At 69.3% G+C, this 12,270-nt stretch carries 11 protein-coding genes; 7 read left to right on the forward strand and 4 right to left on the reverse strand.

Going from position 1 to position 12,270, the window contains the following annotated elements; all coding sequences use genetic code 11:
- The first annotated feature begins 49 nt into the window (after positions 1-49).
- Entirely contained in the window at positions 50-1,456 is a 1,407-nt protein-coding gene (locus IAG44_RS21345; protein WP_187748684.1) for an MFS transporter, read from the forward strand.
- Positions 1,457-1,513: 57 nt separating this feature from the next.
- Positions 1,514-2,236, forward strand: a complete 723-nt coding sequence (locus tag IAG44_RS21350) for a TetR/AcrR family transcriptional regulator (RefSeq protein ID WP_246561953.1) — start codon at positions 1,514-1,516, stop codon at positions 2,234-2,236.
- Between the two features lie 71 nt (positions 2,237-2,307).
- Here the strand turns inward: IAG44_RS21350 and IAG44_RS21355 are convergent, their stop codons facing one another.
- The 4 genes from IAG44_RS21355 to IAG44_RS21370 all read right to left on the reverse strand — a co-directional run bounded on the left by IAG44_RS21355 (position 2,308) and on the right by IAG44_RS21370 (position 6,817).
- Positions 2,308-2,781, reverse strand: coding sequence for a PPOX class F420-dependent oxidoreductase (locus tag IAG44_RS21355; protein ID WP_187748685.1), 474 nt, complete (start codon positions 2,779-2,781; stop codon positions 2,308-2,310).
- A 4-nt stretch (positions 2,782-2,785) separates the two neighbouring features.
- Entirely contained in the window at positions 2,786-3,598 is an 813-nt protein-coding gene (locus IAG44_RS21360; protein WP_187748686.1) for a YceI family protein, read from the reverse strand.
- Between the two features lie 77 nt (positions 3,599-3,675).
- Positions 3,676-6,147, reverse strand: a complete 2,472-nt coding sequence (locus IAG44_RS21365) for an MFS transporter (RefSeq protein ID WP_484604794.1) — start codon at positions 6,145-6,147, stop codon at positions 3,676-3,678.
- Positions 6,148-6,268: 121 nt separating this feature from the next.
- On the reverse strand, positions 6,269-6,817 hold the full coding sequence (locus IAG44_RS21370; protein WP_187748688.1) for a MarR family winged helix-turn-helix transcriptional regulator: 549 nt from the start codon (positions 6,815-6,817) through the stop codon (positions 6,269-6,271).
- Positions 6,818-7,091: 274 nt separating this feature from the next.
- Between IAG44_RS21370 and IAG44_RS21375 the strand changes: the two genes are divergently transcribed.
- The 5 genes from IAG44_RS21375 (at position 7,092) to IAG44_RS21395 (ending at position 12,267) form a co-directional block, all read left to right on the forward strand.
- Entirely contained in the window at positions 7,092-7,298 is a 207-nt protein-coding gene (locus tag IAG44_RS21375; protein ID WP_187748689.1) for a hypothetical protein, read from the forward strand.
- 668 nt (positions 7,299-7,966) lie between these two features.
- On the forward strand, positions 7,967-8,818 hold the full coding sequence (locus IAG44_RS21380; protein ID WP_187748690.1) for a helix-turn-helix domain-containing protein: 852 nt from the start codon (positions 7,967-7,969) through the stop codon (positions 8,816-8,818).
- A 773-nt stretch (positions 8,819-9,591) separates the two neighbouring features.
- Positions 9,592-10,338 (forward strand): ATP-binding cassette domain-containing protein, encoded by a 747-nt coding sequence (locus IAG44_RS21385; RefSeq protein ID WP_187748691.1) that lies wholly within the window; start codon positions 9,592-9,594, stop codon positions 10,336-10,338.
- The gene (locus IAG44_RS21390) at positions 10,335-11,582 is read left to right on the forward strand and encodes a hypothetical protein (RefSeq protein WP_187748692.1); all 1,248 of its coding nucleotides are present in this window, start codon (positions 10,335-10,337) and stop codon (positions 11,580-11,582) included. The genes IAG44_RS21385 and IAG44_RS21390 overlap by 4 nt, the downstream gene beginning before the upstream one ends.
- Positions 11,575-12,267, forward strand: coding sequence for a hypothetical protein (locus IAG44_RS21395; RefSeq protein WP_187748693.1), 693 nt, complete (start codon positions 11,575-11,577; stop codon positions 12,265-12,267). The genes IAG44_RS21390 and IAG44_RS21395 overlap by 8 nt, the downstream gene beginning before the upstream one ends.
- Positions 12,268-12,270 lie beyond the last annotated feature (3 nt).

The following is a 12,270-nucleotide window of genomic DNA, read 5'->3' on the forward strand; positions in this document are numbered from 1 at the left end:
TCCGGCCGTCTCTTGTACGCTGTATGGCAGTACCTATACGCTGTATAACATGCCAACGACCACACCAGCTCCCCCCGAATCCCTCACCCAGGGCCATCCCCGGCGCTGGCTCATCCTCGGCGTCATCGCCCTCGCCCAGCTGACCGTCCTCCTCGACAACACCGTCCTCAACGTCGCGATCCCCTCCCTCACCAAGGAGCTGGACGCGTCCACCGCCGACATCCAGTGGATGATCAACGCGTACTCCCTGGTCCAGGCGGGCCTCCTCCTCACGGCCGGCAGCTCGGCGGACCGGTACGGGCGCAAGAAGATGCTCGTCGCCGGGCTCGTGATCTTCGGCGCCGGATCGCTGGTCGCGGCGCTCGCCTCCTCCACCGGGCAGCTCATCGCCGCCCGCGCGGGGATGGGGGTGGGCGGGGCGCTCCTCACGACGACCACGCTCGCCGTCGCCATGCAGATCTTTCCGCCCGAGGAGCAGCCCAAGGCGATCGGGATCTGGGCGGCGGTGAACTCCCTCGGGTTCGCGGCGGGGCCCCTCATCGGCGGGTTCATGCTGGGCCACTTCTGGTGGGGGGCGATCTTCCTGATCAACCTCCCGGTCGCGGTGGGCGCGCTGGTGGCCGTCGTCGCGCTCGTCCCCGAGTCCAAGAGCCCGCAGGGGGACCGGCCCGACCTGGTCGGCGCGCTCCTGTCGACCGTCGGGATGTCGTCCCTCGTCTTCACGATCATCTCCGGGCCCGAGCACGGGTGGCTGTCGGCGCGGGTGCTGGTGAGCGGGGTCGTCGCCGTCGCCGTCCTCGGGGCGTTCGTCTGGTGGGAGAACCGGATCCCCTACCCCATGTTCGACATGGGCTTCTTCCGCAACGCCCAGTTCACGGGGGCCGTCGCCGGGGCCGTGCTGGTCATGTTCGGGATGGGCGGGGCGCTGTTCCTCCTCACCCAGCATCTCCAACTCGTCCTCGGATACGGGCCGTTGGAGGCGGGGCTGCGGACGGCGCCGCTCGCGCTGGTCATCATCCTGCTCAACTTCACGGGCGTCGCCGCGCGGATCACCGAGAAGCTGGGGCGGCCGGGGACGATCCTCGGCGGCATGACCGTGATGGCCTGCGGGCTCGTCTCCATCGGCGTGCTGGGGGAGCGGGGCTACGCGGGGACGCTGCTCGGGCTCGTCCTCATCGGCGTCGGGACGGCCACGGCCAGCCCGGCGATGGCCCACGCGCTCATGAGTTCGATCCCGCCGGCCAGGGCGGGCGTCGGCGCCGGCATCAACGGCATGCTGGGCGAGTTCGGCATGGGGCTCGGCGTCGCGGTGCTCGGCGCGGTGCTGACGTCGGCCGCGCGGCTGGAACAGGGGCTGCGGGACGGGCAGTTGGTCGGGGCGCTGGCCGTGGTGCTGGGCGGGGTGGTCGCGGGGGTGCTGCTGCGGCGGGCCGCCGGGGCGCAAGCCGCGAAGTGAGGCAGCCCTGCGCGCCCCTTAAGGTGTTGCGGTCGGCGTGATTCAGGAGGTGGGCCGGTGGCTCGGCAAAGCGTGTGGCTCGCCGACAAGGAACGGCGCCGGAAGTCGAGCCAGCCCACCGGGCTCGACCGCGCGCGGATCACCTCCACCACCGTCCGCCTCCTCGACGCCGAAGGGCTCGACAAGTTCTCCATGCGGCGGCTGGCCGCGGAGCTGAACGTGACGGCCATGTCGGTCTACTGGTACGTCGAGACGAAGGACGAACTCCTCGAACTCGCCCTCGACGAGGTCTACGGCGAGGTCCCCCTCCCCCACGCCGACGACTGGCAGACCGGCCTGCGTCAACTCGCCACCTGGTACCGCGCGTTGCTCGTCCGCCACCCCTGGGCCTCCCCCCTCGGCGGCCGCTACCTCAACATCGGCCCCCACTCCCTCGAATTCTCCCGAGCCGTCCAACACGCCGTCCGCAAAACCGAGTTGCCCCCCGAAGACATCACCGGCGTCATCGCCGCCGTCTTCCAGTTCGTCTACGGCTTCGGCACGATGGAGGCCCACTTCCTGGCCCAGACCACAGAGTCGGGCCTCACGCCGGACGAGTACTACCGCCAGTCCCTGAAACTCTTCAGATCCAACGAGGACATGACGCAAATGGCGGAGGAAACAAGGGACTTGGTGGAGGCAAGGGGCACCGCGACGATCGTGGAGATGCACAACAGGGACTTCGACTTCGCCCTAAATCTGCTGCTAGCAGGAATCGAGGCTATGCGGCAACGCCGCTAAGGGGCGCGGGGAACTGCGCGATCAACCACGAATCACCCGCACCCGCCCCACACACAGAACCCCCCACCCCATTAGGCGCCCGGCACACCCAGCCGCGCCGGGAACCCTCCCGTCGCCACCGGCCCCCACCGCACCGGCGTGACCCGGATGATCGACTTCCCCTGCCGGACCATCGCCGCCCGGTACTCGTCCCAGTCGGGATGTTCCCCGGAGATGTTCCGGAAGTACTCCACCAACGGCTCCACGGACTCGGGAGAGTCGATCACCTCGGCCACCCCGTCGACCTGCACCCAGGGCCCGTTCCACTCATCACTGAGCACCACGACACTCACCCGCTCGTCCCGCTTCGCGTTCCGCGTCTTGGCCCGCTCGGGATACGTGGACATGACGATCCGCCCGGAATCGTCGACCCCACAGGTCAGCGGCGACGCCTGCGGCCCCCCGTCCCCCCGCCGGGTGATCAGCAGCGCCCGATGCCGGGTCCGGACGAAGTCCAGCAGCTCTTCGAGGGAGACGGCCGTGTTGGTAGCGATGTTCGATGCCATGCCCTCAGCCTAGATCTCCCCGCACGGCCTGCACGTCGAGCTCGACCCGCAGCGTGGTCCCGATCGCGGCGATCCCGACGGCCACGACCTGGTTGTAGTTCATCGCGAAGTCCTCCCGCCGCAGCTCGGCGGTGGCCCGGAACGCGGCCCGGGTTCCACCCCACGGATCACCCCCGGTCCCGAGGTACGAGAGATCGAGATCGACGTCCCGCACGACCCCCCGCATCCCCAACTCCCCGTGCACAGTCCACCGATCGGGCCCGGCGACACTCAACCCGCTGGACCGGTACGTGATTTCGGGATACGTCTCGACGTCGAGGAAGTCAGCCGACCGGAGATGGTCGTCCCGCATCCCGTTCCCCGTGTCGATGGAAGCAGCCCGGATCACCGCCTCCACCCGGGACTTGGTGACGTCGTCGGGCGCGACCTCGACGACCGCCGAGAACTCCGTGAACCGCCCCCGCACACTGGAGATCCCGAGGTGCTGGGCGACGGCCCCCACGGTCGAGTGCGCGGGATCGACGGTCCAAGTGCCGGGCGGCGGCAGCTCGTTGCCGCCCTGCCGGGCGAGGACGACGTTCCCGACCTCCGCCCGCCCGCTCGCGGTCACCAGCGCCGTGGACGCCGAGGGCGCGTACCCCACGGCCGTGATGATGACCGTGTGCGCGCCGGGCGCGAGCGGCGTCCCGTCCCGGACGACCCCGTCGTCGTCCGCCTCGGCCCGCAGCACCTGCGTCCCCGTCATGTCGGTCACCGTCACGACCGCGTGGGAGACCGCCCACCCGTCCTTCGTCCGGATCCTCGCGCTCAGCGCCATGTCGTACAACTCCTCTGAAGGGAAAGGGCCCGTGGCGGGGAATGGCTACCCCGCCACGGGCCCCGCTCACTGCTGTGTCACTCGCCCGGGTGGGCGAGTTCGATGTCGTGCCCGTCGACCCCGTGCCCGGCGACGGTCAGCGCGGCGGCGACCGGCGGGTACCCCGTCGCGATCACCGTGTACTCCCCGCTGTCGAGGTCGGAGAAGGCGTACGCGCCGTCGTGCCCGGTCGTCGAGGTCCCGACGACGTTCCCGGCCGCGTCGACCAGCGTCACGCGGGCGTCGGCGAGGGGGCCGTAGGGGGCGCGGACGACGCCCTGGAGGTGCGCGCCGGCGTCGAGGACGACCTCGGCGCGGGTCACCCCGGTCGTGCCGATCTCGACGGGCAGGGCGCGCGGCCGGAACCCGCTCGCGTTGACGGCGACGGTCACCGCGCCCGGCACCAGCTCCCCGAACGAGAACTCGCCGTGCTCCCCGGTCGTCCCGGTCGCGAGGAGATCCCCTCGGACGTCCGTGACGACGACCATCGCGTCCTTGACGCCGTCCCCGCTCGCGGCGGCGCGGACGACGCCTGCGAGCCCGCTGGTCCCGCTGAGCAGGATGTCGTACGCGACCGGCTCGCCGTTCACGACGATCGTGGACGCCTGCGGCTGGAAGCCGTCGGCGGAGGCGATCAGGACGTACGAGCCGGCGCCGGGGGCGTCGACGCCGTAGGAGCCGTCGAACTGGGCGACCGCGCGGCCGAGTTGGCGGCCGGTGAGGGAGATGAGGGTGACGGCGGCGTGGGGGACGGGGGCGTTCTCGGCGCCTCGGACGTGGCCGTGGATGGGGGTGCCGGTGCCGTTGCTGTCGCCGGTGCCGAGGGAGGCGGTGGCGGCAACGGGGCTTGCCTGTACGGCGGTTGCCGTAACGGGCGTTGCCTGCGCGGCAGTTGCTCCGGCGAGCGCGGGCACCTTCTCCTCGGCCGGCGCCTCGACTTCCGCCCACGACGGGGTCGTCACCGTCACCGTCTCCGCCGCCTCGGTCTGGCCCGCGGCCTGCGCGATCGCGCCCGTCGTCCGCAACGGGACCTCCTTGATGAACAGCGTCACGAAGAACGCGAGGAACGCGATCGGGGCGACGTACAGGAAGATGTCGGCGATGCCGTGCCCGTACGCGCTCTCCAGCCAGGTGCGGACGGGGCCGGGCAGGGCGTTCATGTCGGGGATCGCGCCGGACCCGCTCGCCTTCGCGGCGGCCATCTGGGACTGCGGGTCGAGGGTGGCGATCGTGTCCTTGGCGTAGTGCGTGATCCGCGTCGACATGACCGAGCCGAGCGCCGCGACGCCGACCGCGCCGCCGAGGGAGCGGAAGAAGGTGACGACCGAGGAGGCGGCGCCGAGTTCGTGCGGGGCGACCTGGTTCTGCGTGGAGAGGACCAGGTTCTGCATCATCATGCCGATGCCGAGGCCCATGACCGCCATGAACAGGGCGATCTTCCAGTAGTCGGTGTCGTAGCGCATCGTGCCGAGCAGCCCGAGCCCGGCGGTCAGCAGCGCGCCGCCCGAGACGAGCCACGCCTTCCACTTGCCGGTCTTGGTGATGATCTGCCCGGAGACGGTCGAGGAGACGAAGAGGCCGGCGATCATCGGGATCGTCATCACGCCGGACATCGTCGGGGACTTGTCGCGGGCGATCTGGAAGTACTGGCTGAAGAACACCGTGCCGGAGAACATCGCGATGCCGACGAACATCGACGCGACGGAGGCGAGGGAGATGGTCCGGTTGCGGAACAGGTGCAGCGGGATGATCGGCTCGCTGGCCTTCGTCTCGGTGAACACGAACAGCGCGGCCAGCAGCACCGACCCGCCGACCATCGTGTACGTCTGCCAGGAGAGCCAGTCGTACTTGTCGTCCGCGAAGGTGACCCAGACGAGGAGCAGGCTGACGGCGGCGGTGATGAAGAACCCGCCGGTCCAGTCGACCTTGACCTCGCGCTTGGCCTCGGGCAGGTGCAGCGTCTTCTGGAGCACGATCAGCGCGATCAGCGCGAACGGGACGCCGACGTACAGGCACCAGCGCCAGCCGAGCCAGCTGGTGTCCGTGATGACGCCGCCGATCAGGGGGCCGCCGACGGTCGCGACCGCGAACGTGGCTCCCAGGTACCCGGAGTACCGTCCCCGCTCCCGCGGCGAGATCATCGCGGCCATGATGATCTGCGCGAGCGCGGTCAGGCCGCCCGCGCCGAGGCCCTGCACGACGCGCGCGCCGATCAGCACGCCGGAGTTCGGCGCGAGCCCGGCGACGACCGACCCGACGATGTAGATGACCAGCCCTATCTGGACCAGCAGCTTCTTGCTGACCAGGTCAGCGAGCTTGCCCCAGAGGGGGGTGGACGCGGTCATCGCCAGCAGCGACGCGGTGACGACCCACGTGTACGCGGACTGGCCGCCGCCGAGGTCCTTGATGATCTCGGGCAGCGCGTTCGACACGATCGTCGACGACAGGATCGCCGCGAACATGCCGAGCAACAGCCCGGACAGGGCCTCCAGGATCTGCCGGTGGGACATCGGGGCGTGCGACTTGGGTGCGTGCGACTTGGGTGCGTGCGCGGGGTTCTGCGCGCCGCCCCCGTGCTTGCCGTGGGCCCGCACACCGGGGGGTGTGGTGGTAGCCATGCGCTTCTCTCTCTTACGTGGTCGTCGTGGGTGTACGGGTCGTGGTCAGGGGTGGGGGCGGGGGAAGGCCGCGACGGGGGACGTCGTACTCGGGATGTACGGGTAGGGGTTCGGACTGCCGCTGCCGTCCCGGCCTGCACTCGCCGAACTCCGCGCGCATCCGCGTCAGCAGCCGGACCAGCTCGGCGACATCACGCTCGTCCCAGTCGCCCAACCGCTCCGCGAGCATCGCCACGCTCCGCCGGGACAGCTCGGCCAGCTTCAGCCGCCCCTCCGGCGTGAGCCGCAGGATCCGGGACCGTTTGTCGGCGGGGTCGGCGGCCCGCTCGATCCACCCGCGCTCCACGAGGTGCGCGACGTGCCGGCTGCTGACGGACATGTCGACGGCCAGCAGTTCCGCGAGGTGCGTCATCCGCATCTCCCCGTACCGCCCGACCAGCCCCAGCACCATCGCCGACCCACCCGGACAGTCCGCCGGCAGCACCCGCTCCAGGTCCCGCTTGACCGACCCGAAAGCGCTGAGCTGACGCGCCAACTCCTCGAACTGCGCCTGCCCGCCCATCACACCTCCAGCCTTCGTTGCCTGAAGCAACCGTAAAACCGCTTGGTTGCTACAGGCAAACAAAAAGACCGTTAGCCCAACAAAAACTTGGCAAAGGCAAGTATTGCGAGAGTAAACGCGCAGGTGACCCCAGGAGCCCCTGTGAACCTCGACGACCCCCCGCCCACCAGCAGACCCCCACCCCGCTCTCACCGCACCCCCAGCCGGCCCTCATCCGGCCCTCACCCGGCCCCCGCTTGGGCCCCCACCCCCCTCTTCGCTAGTCTCTCGACGCATGGCTAACAACCAGGGCCCGCAGGGCAATTACGACCCCGCCGGCAGCACCCAGATGTTCCGCGCGTTCGTCGACGAGGGCGCCCCCCAGGCGTCGTCCCCGGCCGCCACCCCCAACACCTCCTCCGGCCCCCGCACCGGCCTGATCCTCGGCGTCGTCGCGGCCGTCGTGATCATCGCGGCGGTGGCGTGGCTGGCGTTCAGCTAGTCACCACCGGCCCCCTTCCCACCCTCCACCCCAGGCCCGAGCCCCCCGACCCAGAACCGGGACGGCACGGGCCTGTTCGTGTTGCGCGGCCACCCTCATCCGCCCCGTCACCAGCACCTCATGGTTCATGAACAACCCCCCGAGCACATACCGCCGCCGCACCACGGCACTCCACCCCACCCCCGGCCAATCCCCACCACCCCCCACCACCCGCGCCCGCCCCGCCTGCGTCAGAATCCATCTCGCCTGCTCCTGAACCGAGTTACGCCCACCCAACTCCCCGGCCAGCCGCCACAACTCCTCCCCCTCACTCAACTCGTCACCGAGCACCGCGACCACCCCGACATCCCCCAGCCCCCGCGCATCGGACGACTGCGTCGTATAGGCGACGGCCAACCCCTCCAACGAGAAAACGGTGACACGGCTGACGGCGGAAAGCTCGACGAGCGACACGGCGGGGTCCGTTCGGGCAGGGGAGGGGCACCTCCTGAAGGGCCGACGGGTCACGACGTTAGGGAGGGGGAGCGCGCGGCGCGGAACGTTGTGCACGGTTGTGCAGTAGCCCACCTCTGCGAGGGAACTCGCTCGAAGTAGCCGCACACAGCGGCCCGTTGACCGAGAATCGCGTGCACGATCCCGCACACCTCGGCGCGACTGCGAGCCCACTCATGCCCACCTCCCCGTCCTCTTCCGCACAGGCCGCCCGCGAAGCCGTCGCCCGAAGGCTGCACGGCCTACGCAAGGAGGCGGGGCTGACGGTCGCCGAACTGGCCGCTCGGTGCGGGTGGCACCACGCGAAGTCGTCCCGGATCGAGAACGCGCGTACGGCGCCCGCGCCCAAGGACATCCGCGCGTGGACGGACGCCTGTGGGGTGCCGTACCAGGCGGACGACCTGATCTCCCAGTCCCTCCAAGCCGAGTCGCTGTATACGGAGTGGCGCCACCAGATGCGCAGCGGCCTGAAGGAACTCCAGGGCAGCTCAGCCAAGTTGTTCCGCGAGACCCGCCTCTTCCGCGTCTACTCCTCGACCCTCGTCCCGGGCCTGCTCCAGACCGAGGGCTACGCGGCCGCCGTACTCGGCATTGTGGCCCGCTTCCGCGAACTCCCGGTGGACGACAGCGCGGAGGCCGCCCGAGCCCGTGTCGAGCGCTCCCGAGTGCTCCACGAACCGGGCCGGCGCGCCGTGTTCGTGATCGAGGAGTCCGTCCTCCATCACCGCATCAGCGACGCGGACACGATGGCCGCGCAACTCGGCTACCTGATGACGGCAGGAGCCCTGCCCCAGGTGTCACTCGGCATCATCCCCTTCGCAGGAGAAACGCGGACGATGGGAGCAAAGGAAACGTTTCACGTCTTTGACGACAAGCTCGCCTCCGTAGAGCTGGTCTCGGCGCACGTCAAAATCACCCAACCCTCCGAAACCGCCCTCTACCTAAAGGCGTTCGAGCACCTGAGAAGCATGGCCGTCTACGGCGCGGAAGCCCGCACCCTGATCCTCCGGGCGATCGAAGCGCTTTGAGCGGACGGAACAGGGGAGTTCGACGCGATCTACTCGACGTGGGGCGAGGTCTGGTTCGTCGATCCGGACAAACTTTTCCCGCTCGTACGACGACGGCTCGCCCCCGTAGGCACGTTCGCGTTGACGAAGGACGCCTACGAGGTCCTGCGACGCCTCGCCGCATGTCTTGATCGAATGATCGGCGCAGGACATTGGCATCGCTATTCCGCCAACATGGCTGGCGGAACAGGCCGGTCCGGAATGAAGGGGCGGAGGCCGCTTGCCTTGCTTGCCCGGGGTGACTCACGCTAAACGTACAAGGCGAAAAGGAAGGGAAATGCACGGAAAATCCACGAGCCTGAGATCTCGTGCGGCATCGACTGCCGCGTTACTTTTCGTTGCCGTTTGCGCTTCGATGGTGGTTACGCCCGACGCGTCGGCGTACACGGACAGCAACAGGGTCAAAAACTGCTGGGGCCGTTACTACAACACCGACTTCGACCAGATGTGCGGCAGCGGTGGAGCCCGCGAGACGGGGAACTACAGGACCACCGCCCCTTGTGATTTCGAAGGGGACAACTCGCTGACGGTGTCCCGCTCCAGGGGCAGCACCCGGACTTTTGACGGTCCGGACTGCACTTTTGGTGTGAGTACCGGCCAGACCTACTTCTTCTGACCGAACCACCGCCTTGGGCGCGCCGCCCAAAGGCCGCCCAAAGGACCCTCCCGTCCGCATTGCAGCTGCGGACGGGAGGGTCTTCCCCGATGATATACCGCGACCGCTAAAGGACCACATGCACGTTCAATTGTCCGCCTTGCGTCAGGGATATCGGGCGCGAGTCATCCTGGAAGATCTCAATCTGACGCTGACACCCGGAGTTACCGGTCTTCTCGGGCCGAACGGCGCGGGCAAGACGACTCTCATGCGGACTCTGGCCACGGTACTTCCCCCTGCCGGTGGCACCATCGAACTCGACGGCACCGCCATCACCAGCGAGCGAACCGCTCGACAGGCCCGGCGAAACATCGGCTATCTGCCACAGAAGTTCGGCTGGGACGCGGGGATGAAGGTCCAGGACTTCATCGAGTACGGCGCGTGGTTGAGAGAGGTACCGGGAAAACGTCGGCGCGACGCGGTGGAGAAAGCCCTGACTCAGGTGGATCTGTCGGAGCGTCGCGATGAGCGCATGTCCAGGCTCTCCGGCGGCATGCGTCAACGCGCGGGCATCGCCTGGGCCATCGTCGGAGACCCGGGACTGGTTCTCCTGGACGAGCCGACCGTGGGCCTCGATCCGCGCCAGCGCCTTCAGTTCCGCCGCATTCTGTCGGAACTCACCGACACCACCGTCCTCTTGAGTACCCATCTCATCGACGATGTGGCCGCCGCCTGCGACCGGGTGATCGTGCTGCACAGCGGCAGCGTCCTCTTCGACGGCAGCCCAGCCGAGATGGAGGCGTTGGGGCGGGCCGGCTTCCCCGGTGCGACTCGGATCGAACGCGCCTACATGGAACTCCTTCCCGAAGAGGAGCGCCATCTGTGAGGACGTTCTGGCTGCATCTGCGGTGCACCCCGCTTCGCCGGCTCCTTCCCGTGCTTCTCGTCCTGGACGTGGTGCTCGTCCTCACCCGTGACGACTACTGGCACGGACTGTGGGGAGAAACCGGAGCCGTGGCGCAAGGGCCGGCCCTGTACGTGGGTGTCTTCGCGGCCGGAGCCGCCGCTTGGAGCGCCGCCCTGCACGACCGGCCCGAGGTGGCCGAACCGTTACGGTCCATGCCCCGGCCGACGCCGCGCGCCGAGCTGCCACGGCTGGTCACCTTGCTGTTCATCGTGCTCGTGCCGTACGTGGCCGGGCAGGCCGTCGCCTTCACCATCACGGCACGTACCTGGCCACCGGGGTTCGGACAGTATCTCGGGTACGCGCTGCTCGGCGCCGTCTCGCTTGTCCTCGCGACCGCCTGGGGCTGGTTGCTCGGTCGCCTTCTGCCGGGTCGCTGGGGTCCGCTCGCGGGGGCGTTCACCTGGATCATCGTCAACCTCGCGGTCAAGACCGACCTGATCGTGGTGAACGGCCCAGCGCGTGAGCAGACCGACCTGCCACTGATCGTGCTGCGGCTCGCGGCGGCCGTGGTACTGCTGGGTACGTGTCTGTGGCTCCCTCCGGGCCGGGAGTCGGTTCGGCGTGTCTCTCTGTCCACCGCGGCGGTGTCGCTCGCGCTCGGCGGCACTGTCTACCTGTCCGGGGCTTCCGTGATCACGACGCGTCACGGCTCCGCGTCCATGCTCTGCGTGAAGGGGCCGCCCGCGATCTGCCTGTGGCCGGAGGAGGAGAAGTACCGCGCCATGGCGGAACGGGTCCTGGCGCGCGCCGAAGGCATGCCTCAGGAGCTGGCCAGGCCGGAGAGGGTGTACTCCTACGGCCTGGTCCGCGAGGAGGGAGCATGGCTCGGGGACTTCGACATGGACAGTGGATCCGAGTGGGCCATGGCCGACGGCGTGACCCGCGCGATGTCCGAGAAGACGTTCGCCGCCTGCGCGGACGACGACTTCGCCGGCTGGGACAGATACCAGCGCGCCGGTGACACATCGGTCCTGGCTCTGGAACGCTGGCTGGAGAAGCGGCTCGCGGGCGGCGGAAAGCCCGCGTACACCGAGAGCGGTGTACCCGGACCGGAGACGGCGGCGATAGAGAAGGGCAAGGCCATGGCCGACAGACCGGCCGCTGAGCAGGAACAGTGGGCACGCCACACCATCCGGTCCGTCCTGGAGAAGTACTGTGCCTGACACGGCCGACACCGGCAGTCCGGTTCTCCCCGCTGAGCGCTACCGCCGAGGACGGCGTTTCACTCCCTCCTGCGGCGTACGCGGACCGGCGGCCGTACTGCTCACCGTGCTCCTGGTCGGCATCGCGGTGGCGTGGCTGGGGCACGAACCCAGCCCGCTCCCTACCGCGACGGGCACCGAGGCGTCGACCCCCAGCTGGCGGATGCTGGCCATGTTCGCCGGTGTGCTGCCCCTGCTGTCGCTCCACAGCCCCATGCCGGAACTCGAAGCCTGCGCGACGAACCGCTTCCACCGGGGCAGGGCGGTACGCCTGACCGGTCTGTGGCTGGTGAGTATGGTCCTCTTCCTCTCCGCCTGCGCGGTGGAGGTCGAGGGCCGGATCCTCGAGGCCATGGCCGTGGCGCTGCCCGGGTGGACAGGACTGGGCCTGATCAGTGGGCGCCTCCTGGGCTGGCGGCAGTCCTGGGCACTGCCCGCCCTGGTCCTCTGCGCCCTCACCTACTGGGGCGGGGGAGGCGTGAACGACACCCACTTCTGGTGGGACTTCACCGTCCAGCCGGCCCGCGCCCACCCCATCGGCCTGGCCGTGAGCCTTGTCCTCCTCACGCTGGGCCTCGGCGCCTACGCGCTCACACCCTGGCGCTTGAGGACGCTGCCCAAGGGCAGGAAGGCTCAGCGGTCCTGAGAT

This window comes from Streptomyces roseirectus (genome assembly GCF_014489635.1).
Lineage (GTDB): Bacteria > Actinomycetota > Actinomycetes > Streptomycetales > Streptomycetaceae > Streptomyces > Streptomyces roseirectus.